The sequence below is a fragment of the Candidatus Pelagibacter sp. Uisw_090 genome, assembly GCF_047717845.1.
Classification (GTDB): domain Bacteria; phylum Pseudomonadota; class Alphaproteobacteria; order Pelagibacterales; family Pelagibacteraceae; genus Pelagibacter.
Genome location: NZ_CP159810.1, coordinates 1,129,377 through 1,147,176, shown reverse-complemented (window position 1 = coordinate 1,147,176; position 17,800 = coordinate 1,129,377). Strand labels below are relative to the sequence as shown.

Below are 17,800 nucleotides of genomic sequence, written 5' to 3'. Positions count from 1 at the left end.
ATTGTATAAAACCGAGCAATGGATGATTTTAAAGTTAAAGACATATCACTAGCGGACTTTGGAAGAAAAGAAATTTCAATAGCTGAAAGTGAAATGCCTGGTCTAATGGCATTAAGAGAAGAATATTCAGGTAAAGCACCTTTAAAAGGAGCAAGAATATTAGGATGTCTTCATATGACAATCCAAACAGCAGTTTTAATCGAAACTTTAGTAGAGCTTGGAGCAGAAGTTAGATGGTCTTCTTGTAATATTTTTTCAACACAGGATCATGCTGCAGCAGCAATAGCTAAAGCAGGAATACCAGTTTTTGCTTGGAAAGGTGAAACTGAAGAGGAAGCTGTATGGTGCATAAGACAAACAATAGAAGGCAAAAAAGACTGGAAAGCAAATATGCTATTAGATGATGGTGGTGATTTAACTGCAATGATGCATAGCGACTACAAAGATTTGTTAAAGGAAGTAAAAGGTGTTTCAGAAGAAACAACAACTGGAATTAAAGCATTAAATAAAATGGAAAAAGATGGGTCATTAATGATTCCAGCAATTAATGTTAACGACTCAGTTACAAAATCAAAATTTGATAACCTGTATGGTTGTAGAGAAAGTTTAGTAGATGGAATTAGAAGAGCCACAGATGTTATGATGTCTGGTAAAGTTGCAATTGTTGCAGGCTTTGGTGATGTTGGAAAGGGTAGCGCTGCATCTTTAAGACAAAGTGGTGCAAGAGTTATGGTTACAGAAGCGGATCCAATTTGTGCACTCCAAGCAGCAATGGAAGGCTATGAGGTAGTTTTAATGGATGAAGCAATAAGTAAAGCAGATATTGTTGTTACAGCTACAGGTAATATAGACATTGTTACTGCAGACCATATGAGAAATATGAAAGATAGAGCAATACTTTGTAATATTGGTCACTTTGATAATGAGATTCAAGTAGAAGCCTTAAAAAATTATAAATGGACAGAAGTAAAACCAGAAGTGGACGAAATAGAATTAGTTGATGGAAAGAGAATTATTCTTTTAGCCAAAGGTAGATTGGTAAATTTAGGTTGCGCAACAGGACATCCAAGTTTTGTAATGAGTGCATCATTTACAAACCAAGTAATGGCACAAATTGAGCTTTGGGATAATCATAAAAATTATGAAAATAAAGTTTATGTGTTACCAAAATCATTAGATGAAAAAGTAGCTATGCTTCATTTAAAAAAAGTGGGAGCAAAACTTACAAAACTATCAAAAGACCAAGCTGATTATATAAGTGTTGAAACAGAAGGTCCATTTAAGCCAGATGCATATCGCTACTAATAGCGAAATAATAGATATCTCTTTAGAAGTTAAGACAGCTGAATTAGCAAAAAAATTTTCAAAAATACTTCATAAAGGAGATGTAGTTTATTTTCATGGTGAAATTGGAGTTGGAAAGACAACTTTTATAAGACATTTAGTAAACTGTCTTCAAGCCAACAATCATCTAAACCAAACAGAGGTTACAAGTCCTACATTTAATTTGGTAAACGAATATGATGTGGGAGTTTTTATAATCCAACATTATGATTTATATAGACTAACAAATAGTCACGAGACAAAAAATATTGGATTATTGGAAAATCAAAAAGAAATCCTAACATTAGTTGAATGGCCTGAAAAAATAGATAATAAAATAGATAATAAAATTGATTTATTCTTTGAATACGGAAAAGATATGAACAAAAGATTTATAACTATTAAAGGCATGAGTAACAAAACATTAAATGAGATCAGTTAAATCAACGTTAAAAAAAATTAAGGGTGATGCATCATTCAGATCTTTTTACAGAAAAAAAGATAATAAAAAAAATTCAATTATAGTTTATGCTTCAAAAGAAAAAGAAAAAAACCTATTAATATATGATGCTATAAATAGTTTATTGATTGAAAATAAAATTTTAGCTCCAAAACTATATAAAGAAAATTATAAAAAAAACTCCATAGAAATTGAAGACTTTGGAGATGATACAATACTTAAACTGTTAAAAAAAAATAGAAGTAATAAAATTAATTTATATAAAAAATCCATTGATTTGTTATCTAAAATTCAAAAAATTAAACAAAACAAAATTAAAAATTTTAAAGGAAAAAATTATAAGATCCCAGTTTATGATGACAATAAACTATTTAAAGAAGCTAAATTATTTTCTGACTGGTATACAAAAAAGTATGTATCTAAAAAAAAATTACAAACTTTAAATATTGAAATAAATAAACAAATAAAATTTTTAATATCTAATCTTAACTTAAAAAATGATACTTTCGTTCACCGAGATTTTCATGTATCAAATTTAATGAAATACAAAAAAAAATTAGCAACGATCGATACGCAGGATGCTTTGATAGGTAATAAGGCGTATGATTTAGCATCTTTAATTGACGATGTTAGGTTTAAATCAAATAAAAAATTAAAAGATACGATTTTTAACTACTATGCAAAGCTGAATAATAAAAAAATTAACAAAGTTACTTTATTAAATGATTTTGAAATATTATCAGTGCTTAGAAATATGAAAATAATAGGAATTTTTACAAGGTTAGCAGTAAGAGATAATAAGACAAAGTATTTAAAGCTAATACCATATTCTTGGAAACTAGTAGAACTGAGAATCAAAAATAATGAGATATTTCATAAACTTAAAAGTTTACTAGACCTTAATTTTCCTAAGAAAATAAGGAATTTAAAATGAAAATTAATACTGCATTAATTTTGTGTGCTGGATATGGAAAGAGATTGAACCCTTTAACATTAACTGAACCAAAGCCACTTTTGAAGATTAATGAAATTACACTACTTGAAAATTGTATCAATCTAATAAAATTTTTAGGAATTAAAAGATATTAATAAATACATTTTATCTAAAAGAGAAAATTGAAGATTTTATTAATCTGAAAAAATTTAATTTAGATATAAAAATCATTAGTGATGGAGACACAATTCTAAATACAGGGGGAGGAATTTTAAATATGATGAATTCTTCAAATGAATCAGATTTTCTAACATTAAACCCTGATACTGTATGGAATAAAAGTTATGTTGAGAGCATACAAAGTATGGAAAAATTTTATTTTTCTAACCAAATTAAAAATATACTTTTACTTGTTAATAAAAATCTTAGTTTTGATAAAAAATTAAAAAGTGACTTTAATCTTTTAGAAAATATAATTAAAAAAGATGCTCAAAATAATTTAATTTATACAGGCTGCCAAATAATCAATAAAAATTTATTTAGTTCACATTCAGTTAGTGATTTTTCTATATCAGAAATCTGGAATCAGTTAGTTAGCAAAAATAAATTATATGGGTATGAAAGTTTGGAAAGTTTTTATCATTTGACTAATCTTGAGATTTATAAAGAGTTATTAAAAAACAATTAAATCTTTAGCTCTATTTTTATCTAAATATTTACATTCTCTAATTTCTAGCCTTGAATCTAGATTAATTAAAAGTGGATTTCCTGTTGGTATTTCAAGTAAGGATATTTTTTTATTATCTAATTTAAATAAAAACTTACATAAAGCTCTAATTGAATTTCCATGAGCTGAAATTACTATATTTTTATTATCTAATAATTTATTTTGAATATCAGAATTATAATATTCTATTACTCTTTCATAAGTATCCTTAAGTGACTCTGTATCTGGAATTTTTTCTATAGGAACAGTTTTATATGTATCAATATTAATAGGGTGGTATGGATTATTTCTACTTAGAGGATCTGGTTTTATATCCCAAGATCTTCTAAAGTCATGTATTTTATCTTCACCAAGTTTTTCTTTCATTTCATCTTTATTTAGACCAGTTAAAGCACCATAATGTCTTTCATTTAGTTGCCATGCTTTTATTGGTTTTTTATTATCTCTTAACGTGTCTTGAATAAACTTAAGAGTATTAACAGCCCTCAATTGAAAAGATGAATAAAAATAATCTATATCTAATTTTAGTTCTTTAATGTATTCCCCAGATTTACATGCTTCAAGTTTCCCCTGACCAGTAAGATCTATATCAACCCATCCAGTAAACTTTTTTTCAAGGTTCCATTCACTTTGACCATGTCTAATTAAAATTAAATGAGGCATTTGATATATTTTGATAACTGATAAAAAGAATAAAATAAATAAAATTATTATGAAAAAATTAACAAGTATTTTTTTAGTTACATTACTTTTTTTTGTTACTGCTTGCTCTTCAATTCCTCAAAACACTTCAAATAGTTGTTCAATTTTTAATGAAAGGTACCTTTGGTATAAACATGCAAAAAAAACTGAGCAAAAATGGGGAACACCAATTTATATTCAGTTAGCTATAATCAAGATGGAGTCTGACTTTGATTGGTTAGCTAAGCCTCCAAGACAAAAATTATTTAAGATTATACCATTTAAGAGGCCGTCTAGTTCATTTGGATATTCACAAGCAGTAAAGGGAACTTGGGAACAATATAAAAATGAAACTGGAAATAAATTAGCAACAAGAACAAGGTTTAAGGATAGTGTGGACTTTATTGGTTGGTATACTGATAAAACTGAGTCTCTTTTAAAAATTTCTAAGAAAGATGCTTTTAGGCAATATCTTGCATATCATGAAGGGTGGAGTGGTTATAAAAATTATAAAAATAATCAAAAAGTTATAGGGTTAGCTAAAAAAGTAGAAAAGCAATCTAATAAATATAAGTCTCAATTGAAAGAATGTCAGAAAAGATTAAATAAAAATAAATATATTATTTTTTAACGAAGTTGTTTCTTGAGCTCAATATCAACAGCGTCTATTCTTTTCGTATTCTTTGCTAATACCAAATACATGGTTGGAGTTACATACAATGTAAAGAATGTTGATATAATCATTCCACCTAGAATAGTGGCACCCACAGCTAGCCTTGAAGCTTCACCAGCACCTGGTCCAATATTTCCTATAACTAAAGGCATCATTGCTATCATTGTGCTTATTGATGTCATCATTATAGGTCTAAACCTTAGTTGACAAGCTTCCTTAACAGATGATTCTATATTTTTTCCAGCCATCCTCAACTGATTGGCATAATCAACGATTAGAATACTATTTTTAGTCGATATCCCAATTAGAATGACAAGGGCTATTTGTGAGAAGATATTAATAGAACTGTTCAAGAATAGGATAAAGACCAAACCTCCAAACAAAGCCAGTGGAACAGTTAACATAATAATAAATGGATGAATAAATGAATTAAAGGTTGCAGCCATTACTAGGTAGGCAGTTAGAAATGCTAATCCAAAAATAATAAACAATTCATTACTAGTTTCTTTTATTTCTTCTGATTTACCCTTCCATGCAATCTGATTGGAAGAGCTAACTTCCTCCATTGCTTTCTCTAAATATGCAATTGCTTCTGTAAGCGTGTAAGATGGAGATATATTTGCAGATATTGTTACAGCTCTCTGTCTGTTATATCTTGCTAATTTTTTTGCAGATCCTTTTTCACTAAACTCAACTAAATTTGCTAAAGAAATAAGTTTACCAGTGCTTTCTGATCTAACAAATATTTTAGAAAGCCCTTCTTGAGATCTTCTGTCAGCTAGGTATTGCTGAAGTATAATTGGGTATTCTTTACCAAGCCTATTAAAGTTCGTTACAGTTTTTCCACCATAAAGAGTTTCTAGAGTTTTTCCAATTGAGTCAGTAGATACATTTAAATCTTTAGCTTTGTTTTTATTAATTACCAGTTTGATTTCTGGTTTGTCTCTAGAATAGTCAGATTCTATTCTGGATAAGTTTTTATTCTGTCTTAACTTTCTAATAACTTTGGATTGTATTTCCTCTAACTCTTCGTAAGTACTGCCCAATATAACCATTTGAACTGGTTTATTGTAGCTAGAAACTCTAATAGATTGAGGTGATATTGGAAAAGCTACAGTTTCAGGAACGGTCACAATTTTTCCGATTGCTTCTCTCATTATTGTTTGTGAGCTTTTATCTCTTTCAGCCCATTCGTCTAATAATGCAATTATTATAAAGCTATTAAAAGAATTTTTGTTACTACCAAAGCCTGGCACTCTCATTATAAATCTTTTATATGGACTATTCTCAGCTTGCAGAAGAGGAATTAATCTTTTCTCAACATCTTCTGCTCTTTTTTCAGTATATTCAAAAGAACTCCCCTCATCTGTAAATCCAAGAACAAGATATACACCTCGATCTTCCATAGGTAATAATTCTTTTTTTGTAAAATGAAATAAAACACTAGAGACAATAATAGTGAAGATAATAAATGAAATAATAATTTTTTTCTTATTTAACCAATACCCCAATGTTTCTTCATAAAATTTTGATAATGACTTAAAAAATTTATCAAATTTAATAACTATAAAATTTTGTTTTGGTTCTTTCGTTAAAAATTTACTTGCTAACATGGGTGACAATGTAAGAGCAACAAAAGAGGACACCACAACTGAAAAAGATAAGGCAATTGCAGTTTCTCTGAATAGTGTTCCTGCAATTCCATCTATAAAAATTAAAGGAATAAATACCGCAACCAGAATTAAAGTTGTTGCAATAATTGCAAAACTAATTTGTTTCGATCCTTTGTATGCCGCAACCAAAGGACTCTCTCCATTTTCAATTCTTCTATAAATTGCATCTGTCATTATGACTGAGTCGTCAGTAATTATTCCAATCGCCAGAATAAAACTTAACAAGACAAAAATGTTTATTGATAAACCAAATAAATAAAGTCCTAAAAAGGATGCTATTAAGCTTACGGGTAATGCAACTGCTGGTACAATTACAGCTTTTATATTTCCTAAGAATAAGTAAATAATAATAACCACAAGTACAAAAGCGATGATTAAAGTTTTGTATACTTCATCAATAGCAGTACCCACATATGTTGCTCTGTTAAAAGCTATTTCTATATTTAGATCATCTGGTAATGTTTTCTTAACTTCATCTATTTTTTTACTTATTTCTTTAGAAAGCTCTACTGTTGAAGCACCACTTTTTGCATAAATACCAATTCCAACTGTTTTTAAATTTAAAGCATTTTTACTCTGAGCCTTGAAAAGATTTTTTTCTGAAACTGGACCAAACTCAATATTTGCGACATCTGATAGTCTTACAACACTATTTAGATTCTTTTTTATGGGTAGAACTTTTAATTTTTCAATATCATCATATGACTTATCTAAATTTAGTATCAAATCAATATTAGTAGCCTCTAAGGTGCCTGCTGGCAGGCTAACATTTTCTTTTCTTATTGCTCCCTCAACCTCTTGAATGGTTAAGTTATTTGCTACAAGTTTAATTGGATCTATCCAAACTCTAACACTTAGATCTCTTAAACCACCGGTTCTAATAGTTCCTACGTTCTTAACGCTTGAAAATTGATCTACTAAATATCTTTCAACATAATCCCCAAGTTCTAAATCAGTCCAGGTTGCAGAGGATACAGCTAGCCACATGGTAGTTGAAAATCCTGCGGATTGTTTAAGTATTTGAGGGGCATCAGCTTCATCAGGTAATCTACCAACAACTCTTCCCACTCTTTCTCTTATATCGTTGGCGGCATTATCTAGGTTAATATCAGTATTAAATTCAACATTAATCGAACTACTTCCATTTTCTGATGTTGAATTAATATTTTTTACTCCTTCTATTCCACCAATCACTTTTTCAATTACTTGAGTTACCTCTTGATCAATTATAGGAGCTGAGGCAGATTTGTAGTCCACTTTAATTTGAACTACAGGAGGTTGTAGGCCTTCAGGTAATTCTCTTACAGGTAATTGTGAAAAAACAAATATTCCAAAAACGATTAATATAAGAGACATTACCCAAGCAACAACTGGTCTTCTTATACTTACATCGGTTATAAACATTATTTTTTAATTGGTTTAATTTTTCCTCTTGGTCTAACTTTTTTTAGACCTTCGGCAACGATGTTATCTCCATTAGTCAAACCTGAAACTACTTCGATAAAACCAGAATCTCTTATTCCAATAACAACTTCAGCTTTATTAGCAACATTATCTTCTGCAACTTTATAAACATAGGTTTTGTTACCTTCCATCATTAAGCTTGTATCAGGAATGCTTATGGAGTTTCTTTCGTTGTACTTAACTATAATTTCTAAAAGAGACCCAGGTAAAATTTCAAAATTATCATTTTCTAATTTTATTCTTATTGCTAAAGATCTTGTATCAACATCAATTCTACCAGCAGTAGAATGAACAACACCTGAATAAATTTTTTCATTATTACCTGAAAATTTAACATCAACATTTAAATTTTCTTTAATGAAACTTGAATAAAGTTCAGGAATATCTACATCCACATAAATTGATGAGATATCTTCCAAGTTTATTAAAAGAGAACTTTCTGAAACTTTAATATCATTTGAAAAATCTCTTTTAGTCACCACCCCATCAAAGGCAGCTATCAAATTTCTACTTTTTAATTTTGCTATTAAATCACCTTTTTTTAATTTTTTATTAAATTCTATTGGGTTAATTATTTCATATTTTTCAATTTTATATGATTTAGTTCTAAAAGGAGTGGCTGTTCCATAAGTTGAAACTTTTTGAGAGAAATTTTTTGCAACAACTTCTGTTACTATTATTCCTGGAGGGGGTCTTTTACTAAATTTTTTTTTAAAATGATTTCCTATCATTGTTCTTCCAACAATTACTATTGTAATAATTAAAAAAAAGACAACAATTGCAGTTCCAATTTTTGTAGATCTTTTCATATTTTAATTCTTTCCATATTCACTCCATGATCCGTCATAAATAGTAGGCATATATTTATTATCTATTAAGGAATAAGCAAGAGCCAAAACCGAAGCAGTAACTCCAGAACCACATGTAAATACTATGTTTTTGCCAATCTGATATCCAGTTGATTTAAATTTTTCATAAATTTTTTCTTTACTAATAAATGTATGATCTTTATTTATGAGCTCAGAGAAGGGCAGACAAAAAGAGTTTTTTATAGAGCCGCTTCTTAATCCTTTTCTTGGTTCTGAAGCCTTACCTTCAAATCTTTCTAAACTTCTTGCATCAATAACATTAAATTTATTTTCAAAAATATTTTTGTTAACCTGATTTAGATCTTTTACTAACTCTTTTTTTTCACGCACAGTGTAGCTAGAGGGAATAATTTTAATTATGTTACTAGTAGTTGATTTGCCTTCTTCAGTCCATTTTTTTAAACCACCATCTAATACATGAACTAATTCTGGATTGTGACCAAAATAGATAAAATTATACCAGCATCTACAAGAGCTAATTACATCTGAATTATCATAGATGACTATCTGTTCATCATTTTTAATTCCCATGTCAGAAACAATACTTTCCCATGACTTAGCATCTGGCAACATATGAGGTAGGTCAGTATCTTTTTTAGAGTTTTTATCTAAATCAAAAAAAATTGTATTTTTAATATGATTGTTTTTATATTCGTTAAAACCATTACGCTCTGTCTGAGGCATGTGCCATGAACAATCAATAATTTTTACTTTATCTAAATTTTCTTCTAACCAACTTGTATTAACTAAAGACATATTATCTTTTTTCTAAATATCTCTGATGGTATTCTTCTGCGGGGCAGTAATTTTTTAATAAAGAAGATTTTGTTACAACTTGTCCAGATAAATTTGAATTTATTTTTTCTATAATATTCTCAGCAATTTCTTTTTGTCCATTGCTTAAGTAAAATATTTCACTTCTATATTGTGTGCCAAAATCTGGCCCTTGTGAATTTAAGGTTGTAGGGTCATGAATTTCAAAGAAAAATTCTAAAATTTTTTCATAAGATATGATTTTAGGATCAAAATCTAATTTAACAACTTCTGCATGATTTGTATTACCAGTGCATACTTCTTCGTAGGTGACTTCTTTGCTGTCACCCCCACAATAACCAACTTCAGTTTTAATAACCCCTTCAAGTTTACTAAACTTAATTTCTGGTCCCCAAAAACATCCTAATCCTAATACTGCTATTTCCATTGATTATCTTTTAATTTAATTTACAAATTATTCTTATGCTGACTAAAAATCAATTAGGTTTTTTGTACATGTTTCTATCTATATGTACCTTTTCTGTTATGGATTTGCTTGTAAAATGGTCAAGTGACTACCCAACTGGAGAAGTTTTATTTTTTAGAGGCTTTTTTGGACTGTTGCCTACTTATTTTTTGATACCAAAAAATAAATTAAAAACTTTTTACACAACTGAAAGATCAAAAGAACACTTATTTAGATGTCTTATGGGTTTAATGGCTTTAATAGCAATAGTTGTTGCGTTAAGAGAACTTCCTTTAGCAGTCGTTGTTAGCTTATCATATGCAGCACCACTATTTATTACCGTATTATCAATTTTTTTACTAAGTGAGAAGGTAGGTGTTTTTAGGTGGCTAGCAGTCATAATTGGATTTATAGGTGTTATTATAATTGCTGAGCCAGGCTTTAAGGGCATGAATTACCTTTATTTTCTTCCTCTAATATTTTGTATTGGAATGGCTTTTGTAACCATCACGATTAGAAAACTATCTACAACAGAACCTATTTGGCTTATCTCAATTTTTTTTACAATTACTATTTCAATTGCTGGCTTGGCCACAATTCCAATGGGGTGGAAAATGCCAAACTTTCAAGATTTTATCCTTTTAGCTTTAATTGGAGTAACAGGAGGCTCTGCAAATTTATTTTTAACTCAATCATATAAACTTTCTGAAGTATCTTTAGTGGCACCCTTAAAATATTTAGCTTTGGTGTTTGCTATATTTTTTGGTTATTTCATTTGGAATGAGATACCAACTATAAAAACACTAATCGGTGCCTCACTTGTAGTTTTTGCGTCTCTAATAATCTTTAGAAGAGAAATTTATCATAAACAAAAAATACCATCCACTACTAGACATGAATAAAAAACCAAAATATTGGAATACTGCAAAAAAATATTTATCTAATAAAGATAAAGTGATGTCTTTATTAATTAGCAAATATAAATCCCCTTCAGAAGCTGTGCTTACTTCTAGAAAAGATATATTTTTCTCATTATGTAAGAGTATCATAGGACAACAAATCAGTGTTGCTGCTGCCAATTCTATATTTTCAAAATTTCAAAAAAAATGTAAGAATAAAATAAATGCTAAAACTGTTTCTACACTATCCACTGCTCAGATAAAAAGTTGTGGATTAACTAAACAAAAAGTTAAAGGAATAAAAAGTTTAGCTAAACAAATATTAGATAAATCATTTAATCCTAAATTAATTCCTAAGATGTCAGATGAAGAAGCTATTATCTATTTATCTCAGTTAAGACAAATTGGTAGATGGTCAGCTGAAATGATCTTGTTATTTACTTATAATCGTTCAAATATTTGGCCCATACAAGATATTGGTCTTTTAAGAGGAATTTCAAAAAATTATAAAAAAAAATATCTACCACCAGATTCTTATGTAAGGTTACTAAATAAAAGATTTAGTCCGTATTGTTCAGTCGCGACCTGGTATCTGTGGAGAAGTATAGATCCAGAACCTATTCAGTACTAAAACCTTCGATAATTTGTAAATCTCTAATAGTAGTATCTTTTGCTATAGCCCAACCATCTTGATATTCCTTAGAATCATGGCATTTCATAGCTTGTTCGCAATTTGGAAATTCCCAGATTACAGTTCTTGGGTAAGTTTCACCCTCTAAAGTTTCAAATTTTCCACCTCTCACAAGAGGCTTTCCTCCATAACTTTTTATTATTTCAGTAACTTTTGAACCATAATTTTTTAAATTTTCTTGGCTATCTATTCTTTTGTATAAAGCGATCCAGTAGGCTTTCATTATTTCTCCTTTTTAAATAATTTTTTATATGATAATGAATTTTATGGCAGAGAAATTAATTATCACTTTTGATCAGTATACAAAAATTGTAGAAAAACTAGCAATAGAAATTCACAACAATTATAAGCCAACAGTATTAGTAGGTATTATGAGGGGAGCAGCTCCAATATTAGATATTCTTTCTAGAGTTCTAAAATTGCCTATAGCCTACATAGTTATCCAAAGTTACTCGGGAAAAGGAATGGAAGACAAACAAGGTCAATTGATGTTTGCTCGAGAAATTAGCTCTTTAGCTGAGAATAAAGATTTTGATAAAGTTTTATTAGTAGATGATTTGTCTGATACTGGATTGACTTTAAATAAAAGTATTGAGTGGTTAAAAAATTATGAGCCAACTAAAGATTATATAAATGAAGTTAAAACTGCATGTTTATGGAAAAAAAAATCATCCACTTTTGAGCCAGATTTTTGTCCAGTAAAACTAGATTCAGACCCATGGATTGTTCAACCTACTGAACATTATGAAGAAATGTCTATGGAAGAAATAATTAAGAGAAATAAATAGGGCTGGAATAATTCCAGCCCTAAAAATTATATTTTAAGCAACAGCAAAACTAACAACACTTAAGATTGCAATAACCCATATTGCTGGTGAAGTTGAAGAAAACTTTCCAGTGAATAATTTAATTAATGCATAAGAAATAAATGCTAAAGCAATACCATTACTAATACTGTAAGTTAATGGCATAGCGATCATTGCAAGTATTGCTGGAGCAGATTCTGCAATATCATCCCATTCAATATCTACAATATTTCTAACAAATAAAACTGAAACGTATAAAAGTCAGCTCCATCTATTTCTTTCGGCAAACTTGTCGCTAAAGGTGAAAGGAATAAACATGCTAGAAATAAAACTCCAATAGTTAAAGAAGTCATTCCAGTTCTTCCACCAGCTTTTACACCGGCACCTGATTCAACATAACTTGTTACAGTTGTTGTACCCATTAATGCACCAGCTACAGTCCCAACACTATCAGCCATCATCGCTTTTTCTATGTCTTTAACTTTTCCATTGCTGTCAACTTTACCAGCAACATTTGCTACTGAAGTTAAAGTTCCTGCAGTATCAAAAAAGTCTATAAACAATAAAGTGAATATTACTGTAGACATTCCAGCAGTAAACGCAGCTGTAAGGTCAAAATCAAATAAATAAGTCATTGGAGGAATATTTCCTACAACACCATTAAATTTTGCAAGACCAGTTGCCCAAGCAATAATACTAAACACAATTATTCCAATAATTATATTTCCTTTAATATTCAATTTTTCCATAACTATCATTGAAACAAAAGCTAGACAGCCAAGTAAAATTAAAGGATTTTTCATATCACCTATTGTGACAAGAGTTACAGGGTGATCAGCAACAACACCCATAATTTCTAGTCCAATAATTGCTAAAAATAATCCAATTCCAGCACCTATTCCAAGTTTTAAACTTTTTGGAATGGAATTTATTAACCAAGCTCTAATGGGTGTTAATGAAATGATTAAAAATAAAACACCAGCAACTAGTACTGCACCAAGAGCAGCTTGTGGTGTGTAACCCATTCCACCAACAACTCCAAATGCAACAAATGCATTAATTCCCATGCCAGGAGCTAAACCTATTGGCCATGTTTTTCCATAAAATGCCATAATGAAGCAAGCAAGTGCAGTTGCAACAATTGTTGCAGTGAATACGGCTCCAAAATCAAAGAAACCTTTTTCAGGTCCAGCAAATTCACCTGATAATATAAATGGATTTAAAAACATAATATAAGCCATTGTCAAAAATGTTGTTACACCGGCTATTACCTCTGTCTTAAAATCAGTCTTGTGTTTTTTATAGTCAAAATATTTTTCTAACATTGATCCTCCTAAGATTAAGTTTAAGTATTATTGGATAATTGAGGAAAATACTCTTAAAAATCTAAGCTTATCAACATTATTCAACTTATAAGTTTATATTTATGCCATATTTAGAGTGTTATCATTCAACTATGCAAAAATTAAAATTTATTTTTATAAGTTTATTTTTTTTAATTCTCGTTGCTGGCTGTCAAACAATCAAAGATAAAACAGACGCAATTGTTGAAAAAGAAAATACTAAATTAAGTGAGTACATTGGAAAAACTTCAAGTAATTTACAAATGGATTTAGGTAAACCAGATGAAGATTTTAAAAATGCCAAGGGTAATTTAGAACTTGTTTATAATACTAAAAAATATGGAATAGTTTGTGAAAGAAGATTTGAAGTTGATTCTAATTCTATTGTGATTGGCTTTGTATCAAACGGTTGTTTCTAACAACTAGAAACTAAATTTTTTCAGAAATTTTTAATGCGAATGCATAATCAAGTGCAATTTCTTCTATAGCTCCATCTCGTCCAGATTTACCACCATGACCTGCATTCATTTCAGTTTTTAAAAGTAATAAATTATTATCAGTTTTATACTCTCTTAGTTTGGCAGTAAATTTTGCAGGCTCATCAAATAACACTCTGTTGTCACTTAAACTCGTTGTGATCAACATATGGGGATAATCCATTTTTTTTATATTATTATAAGGTGCGTAAGAATAAATATATTCAAAGTGATCTTTTTTATCTTTTGCATTTCCAAACTCATCAAACTCACCAACTGTTAAGGGTAAAGAATGATCTAAGTTAGTTGTCAAAGAGTCTACAAAAGGTACTGCCATTATTATTCCTAAAAACAATTCAGGTGCTTGATTAACAACTGCCCCCATAAGAAGGCCTCCTGCAGAACCACCCATTCCTATTATTTTATTTTTTGAGGTGTATTTATTTTCAATTAAATATTTCGCAGATGCAATATAGTCTTCAAAGGTATTTTTTTTATTAAGTAGTTTTCCTTCTTTCCACCATTTCATGCCTCTTTCCATTCCACCTCTAATATGAGCTGTGACCCAGATAATATCTCTATTTATTAAACTTAATCTTGTAGTAGAAAAACTAGGACTCATTGAACTTCCGTACGAACCATAACCATAGAGTAATAAATGTGCAGTTCCATCTAGATTGGTATTTTTATGTCTCGTAATTGTAAGAGGTACCAATCTTCCATCATGTGACTTACAATCAACCCTCTCAACAATGTAATCATCAGGATTATGACCTGAAGGAATTTCTTGTTCTTTAACCAATTTTTTTTCTTTTGAACTAAGGTTGTAAGCATAAACTCTCGATTGAGTTTTTGGTGATGAGTAGCTTAAATAAATTTCATCTGTATTCCTATCTCTTTGTAATAAAGAAGCTCCAGGGACGTATACAGTCTCATCTGAAAAAATTAGCTCTTCTTCTTTTTCAGTTGTTATATTTTTTATAAATAATTTATCCAAAGCATTTGAAGTCTCCGATCTTATGATCCAATTTTTCAAAAATGTTAGGCCACCAATTAAAACCTCTTCCTTTGCAGGTATAAACATTTTCCAGTCTGGTTTTTCTAAACTATCAGTTATATCTATTTTAAAGTCTTCAGCATTTTCATTTGTGTGGTTGTAAAATTTACTATCCCAAGAATTAACAGAATAAAGAATTCCTTTTTGTCTTTCTTTTATCAGTTTAGGTTTTGGTTCCTTCTCATTAACACTAAAGTAGTATTGCTCAGAAGTATTATGGTTTGAAGTATTAATAAAAAAATATTTATCATCTGAGCTTAAACCAATTCCAACTGTAAAGGCTTCACTTTTTTCTTCAAAAATTAACTCATCATCTTTAGTGCTTGTGCCCAATTTATGTCTGTAAATCTTTCTCGGTCTGTGATTTTCATCTAGTTTTGAGTAAAAAATATATTGATCATCCAAACTAAATGTTATGCCACCTGATGTTTCATCAATTTTTTCAGTAACTAATTTTTTTGTCTTAATATCCCTAATATATATTGTGTAATATTCAGAACCTTTAGTATCTAAGGAGTAGCCTAAATATTTATCATTAAAACTAACCTCTAGATCACCAACACCGAAATATTCTACATTAAGTTTTTCTTTTTCCTCATCACCGTTCCAAATTTCCTCAACATCATAAGTTCCAATTTTTTTTCTTAACTTGATAGAGTAATTTCCTTTAGCTGTAGTTTTTGTCCAATACTCATAATCAAAATCTTTAAAAGCAAGAGATTCATCATCTAACTTAATTCTTCCCTTAATCTCATTAAATAGTTCTTTTTGAATATCTTTAGTATTTGATAAGTGAAAGTCCGTGTAGGAATTTTCTTCTTCTAAGTACTTTCTAACTTCGGAGTTTAATCTTTTACTATCTTTTAAAACTTCCAAGATATCATCTTGATGTATCCAGCTATAATCATCTTCCCAGCTAGTGTTATGACATGTTTTTATTTCTGATTTTTTTTTAAGTTGTGGTATTTTCATGGGAACAAATTAAATATATGAATATAATCATTTATACACTAGTTATTTTTGGAATTATTTACTTTTTACTAAAACTATTAGCCAACACATCATCTAGGAAAATATCAAAAAATCTAAGGAAAATAATTTTTATTGGATCAATAATCTTAGCTTTAATACTTGCGATGGGAGGCAAGTTTTTACTCAGTATACCCCTAACATTCCTAAGTTTGGCTATAGTTAAGTTAAAAGGTTTTTCAATTATTCAATTAATTGGTTTGTTTAGGTTAATTCAAACGCTTAGAAGATCTGGAAGATTTTCATTCAACCACAATCAAAATATCAAAAAATCATCCACATTATCTTTGGAAGAAGCGTATAAAATCTTGAATTTAGATTCAAAAAAAAAATATACAAAATATGAAGTTTTAAATATTTATAAAAAAATCATGAAAAAAATACATCCCGACATTAATCCTGAGTTAAATAGTTTAGCATCTATTGTTAACCAAGCTAAAGATACAATCATAGATAATCTATAAAATTTAAATATGAAAAAAATTAAGATTATACACATATTAATTTCAAAGGGTTTTGCGGGTTCGGAAAAATACTTATGTGATTTAATTGACTATCAATCTAAATTTTTTGATGTCTCGGCTATCATTTTAAAAAAAAATATTATGCTAAAAAGATATGTAAATAAAAATGTTAAAACGTTTCAGGTAATAGATTTTTTTAAAAAAACTCAAATAACAAAAATAATCAGTAAAAATAAACCAGATATTATTCACACACATCTTAGTAACGCTGCGAAGTGTGTACGTAAATCAAATAAGTTTAAGATTATTGCAACAGCACATATGAGTTCTAAAAACTCTATTTTAAAAAATTGTGATGCCTTAATAGTATCAAACAATACTCAATTTAAAGAAGCAGCTAAAAGTTTTAAAGGAGCATTATTTAAATCATATCTCTGGACAAGATTGAAACCAATTACAAAAAGTAAATTAAAAATAAAAAGTGAATTGAAAATTCCAAAGAATAATATAGTTTTCGGGTCTATTGGAAGATTTCATCCTCAGAAAGGTTTTGATTTAATCTTAAAAAAGTTCAAGCAAGAAGCTCCAAAAAATTCGACATTATTATTGATAGGAAGTGGACATGAAGAGTTTAGTAAGAAAATTAAAAATTATAAGAATATAATTTTACTAGGTCACATTGATAATATTGCTAATTATTATAACCTATTGGACGTAGCAGTATTTGCTTCACGTTGGGAAACATTTGGATTCGCATTAGTTGAGGCAATGCAATTTGAGTTGCCTATTATTTCAAGTGTACATATTGGAAACAAAGATTGGATAAAAAAATTTAAAATTAAAAGGTGTAATTTTAATGAAAAGAAAAAAATATTTTCTAATATAGATAAAACAAAAATAAAATATGATCTTTCTATTTTTAATTACAGAAACAAATGCTCTGAAATCTCAAATATATACAAAAGTTTGCTAGGTGATAAAAAATAAATGCTTGAACACTTTACTAATTTTT

The 17,800-nt window shown here is 29.0% G+C and carries 19 protein-coding genes and 1 pseudogene; 12 read left to right on the top strand and 8 right to left on the bottom strand.

Annotated elements, in window-relative coordinates; genetic code table 11:
* The first annotated feature begins 18 nt into the window (after positions 1 to 18).
* From ahcY to ABXT58_RS06280, 5 genes are all read left to right on the top strand, one after another.
* Positions 19 to 1,305: an adenosylhomocysteinase gene (ahcY, locus tag ABXT58_RS06300; protein WP_415303812.1), complete on the top strand. Its 1,287-nt coding sequence runs from the start codon at positions 19 to 21 to the stop codon at positions 1,303 to 1,305.
* Entirely contained in the window at positions 1,289 to 1,765 is a 477-nt protein-coding gene (gene tsaE / locus ABXT58_RS06295; protein ID WP_415303811.1) for a tRNA (adenosine(37)-N6)-threonylcarbamoyltransferase complex ATPase subunit type 1 TsaE, read from the top strand. The genes ahcY and tsaE overlap by 17 nt, the downstream gene beginning before the upstream one ends.
* Positions 1,752 to 2,717 (top strand): aminoglycoside phosphotransferase family protein, encoded by a 966-nt coding sequence (locus ABXT58_RS06290; RefSeq protein WP_415303810.1) that lies wholly within the window; start codon positions 1,752 to 1,754, stop codon positions 2,715 to 2,717. Before tsaE ends, ABXT58_RS06290 begins: the two co-directional genes overlap by 14 nt.
* Complete coding sequence (locus ABXT58_RS06285) at positions 2,714 to 2,872, top strand: sugar phosphate nucleotidyltransferase (RefSeq protein ID WP_415303809.1); 159 nt, start codon at positions 2,714 to 2,716, stop codon at positions 2,870 to 2,872. Before ABXT58_RS06290 ends, ABXT58_RS06285 begins: the two co-directional genes overlap by 4 nt.
* Before the next feature lie 122 nt (positions 2,873 to 2,994).
* On the top strand, positions 2,995 to 3,405 hold the full coding sequence (locus ABXT58_RS06280; protein WP_415303808.1) for a hypothetical protein: 411 nt from the start codon (positions 2,995 to 2,997) through the stop codon (positions 3,403 to 3,405).
* Here ABXT58_RS06280 and ABXT58_RS06275 read toward each other — a convergent pair.
* On the bottom strand, positions 3,391 to 4,107 hold the full coding sequence (locus ABXT58_RS06275) for a 2,3-bisphosphoglycerate-dependent phosphoglycerate mutase (RefSeq protein WP_415303807.1): 717 nt from the start codon (positions 4,105 to 4,107) through the stop codon (positions 3,391 to 3,393). The two genes, ABXT58_RS06280 and ABXT58_RS06275, sit on opposite strands and share 15 nt — an antisense overlap.
* Positions 4,108 to 4,156: 49 nt before the next feature.
* On the opposite strand from ABXT58_RS06275, the gene ABXT58_RS06270 reads away from it, so the two are divergent.
* Positions 4,157 to 4,756: a lytic transglycosylase gene (locus ABXT58_RS06270; RefSeq protein ID WP_415303806.1), complete on the top strand. Its 600-nt coding sequence runs from the start codon at positions 4,157 to 4,159 to the stop codon at positions 4,754 to 4,756.
* On the opposite strand, the gene ABXT58_RS06265 is transcribed toward ABXT58_RS06270, so the two are convergent.
* The 4 genes from ABXT58_RS06265 to msrA are packed head-to-tail and all read right to left on the bottom strand — an operon-like array spanning position 4,753 to position 10,005.
* The gene (locus tag ABXT58_RS06265; protein ID WP_415303805.1) at positions 4,753 to 7,875 is read right to left on the bottom strand and encodes an efflux RND transporter permease subunit; all 3,123 of its coding nucleotides are present in this window, start codon (positions 7,873 to 7,875) and stop codon (positions 4,753 to 4,755) included. The genes ABXT58_RS06270 and ABXT58_RS06265 overlap by 4 nt on opposite strands.
* On the bottom strand, positions 7,875 to 8,744 hold the full coding sequence (locus ABXT58_RS06260) for an efflux RND transporter periplasmic adaptor subunit (protein ID WP_415303804.1): 870 nt from the start codon (positions 8,742 to 8,744) through the stop codon (positions 7,875 to 7,877). Before ABXT58_RS06260 ends, ABXT58_RS06265 begins: the two co-directional genes overlap by 1 nt.
* Before the next feature lie 3 nt (positions 8,745 to 8,747).
* Complete coding sequence (locus ABXT58_RS06255; RefSeq protein WP_415303803.1) at positions 8,748 to 9,560, bottom strand: rhodanese-like domain-containing protein; 813 nt, start codon at positions 9,558 to 9,560, stop codon at positions 8,748 to 8,750.
* Between the two features lies 1 nt (position 9,561).
* Complete coding sequence (gene msrA / locus ABXT58_RS06250) at positions 9,562 to 10,005, bottom strand: peptide-methionine (S)-S-oxide reductase MsrA (protein WP_415303802.1); 444 nt, start codon at positions 10,003 to 10,005, stop codon at positions 9,562 to 9,564.
* A gap of 35 nt (positions 10,006 to 10,040) precedes the next feature.
* Here msrA and ABXT58_RS06245 point away from each other — a divergent pair, with 35 nt between their 5' ends.
* Both ABXT58_RS06245 and ABXT58_RS06240 read left to right on the top strand, forming a co-directional pair.
* Positions 10,041 to 10,925, top strand: coding sequence for a DMT family transporter (locus ABXT58_RS06245; RefSeq protein WP_415303801.1), 885 nt, complete (start codon positions 10,041 to 10,043; stop codon positions 10,923 to 10,925).
* Positions 10,918 to 11,553 (top strand): DNA-3-methyladenine glycosylase family protein, encoded by a 636-nt coding sequence (locus ABXT58_RS06240; protein WP_415303800.1) that lies wholly within the window; start codon positions 10,918 to 10,920, stop codon positions 11,551 to 11,553. Before ABXT58_RS06245 ends, ABXT58_RS06240 begins: the two co-directional genes overlap by 8 nt.
* On the opposite strand, the gene ABXT58_RS06235 is transcribed toward ABXT58_RS06240, so the two are convergent.
* A complete protein-coding gene (locus tag ABXT58_RS06235; protein WP_415303799.1) occupies positions 11,540 to 11,836 on the bottom strand; it encodes a DUF1330 domain-containing protein in 297 nt (98 codons plus the stop codon). The genes ABXT58_RS06240 and ABXT58_RS06235 overlap by 14 nt on opposite strands.
* 28 nt (positions 11,837 to 11,864) lie before the next feature.
* On the opposite strand from ABXT58_RS06235, the gene ABXT58_RS06230 reads away from it, so the two are divergent.
* Positions 11,865 to 12,401, top strand: coding sequence for a phosphoribosyltransferase (locus ABXT58_RS06230; RefSeq protein ID WP_415303798.1), 537 nt, complete (start codon positions 11,865 to 11,867; stop codon positions 12,399 to 12,401).
* Between the two features lie 33 nt (positions 12,402 to 12,434).
* Here the strand turns inward: ABXT58_RS06230 and ABXT58_RS06225 are convergent.
* Positions 12,435 to 13,744, bottom strand: a pseudogene (locus tag ABXT58_RS06225) (NCS2 family permease).
* A 131-nt stretch (positions 13,745 to 13,875) separates the two neighbouring features.
* On the opposite strand from ABXT58_RS06225, the gene ABXT58_RS06220 reads away from it, so the two are divergent.
* Positions 13,876 to 14,181, top strand: a complete 306-nt coding sequence (locus tag ABXT58_RS06220) for a hypothetical protein (protein ID WP_415303797.1) — start codon at positions 13,876 to 13,878, stop codon at positions 14,179 to 14,181.
* A 10-nt stretch (positions 14,182 to 14,191) separates the two neighbouring features.
* On the opposite strand, the gene ABXT58_RS06215 is transcribed toward ABXT58_RS06220, so the two are convergent.
* On the bottom strand, positions 14,192 to 16,267 hold the full coding sequence (locus ABXT58_RS06215) for a S9 family peptidase (RefSeq protein WP_415303796.1): 2,076 nt from the start codon (positions 16,265 to 16,267) through the stop codon (positions 14,192 to 14,194).
* Between the two features lie 17 nt (positions 16,268 to 16,284).
* Between ABXT58_RS06215 and ABXT58_RS06210 the strand changes: the two genes are divergently transcribed.
* Both ABXT58_RS06210 and ABXT58_RS06205 read left to right on the top strand, forming a co-directional pair.
* Positions 16,285 to 16,788 (top strand): molecular chaperone DnaJ, encoded by a 504-nt coding sequence (locus ABXT58_RS06210; protein WP_415303795.1) that lies wholly within the window; start codon positions 16,285 to 16,287, stop codon positions 16,786 to 16,788.
* Between the two features lie 9 nt (positions 16,789 to 16,797).
* Positions 16,798 to 17,775: a glycosyltransferase gene (locus ABXT58_RS06205; RefSeq protein ID WP_415303794.1), complete on the top strand. Its 978-nt coding sequence runs from the start codon at positions 16,798 to 16,800 to the stop codon at positions 17,773 to 17,775.
* Positions 17,776 to 17,800 lie beyond the last annotated feature (25 nt).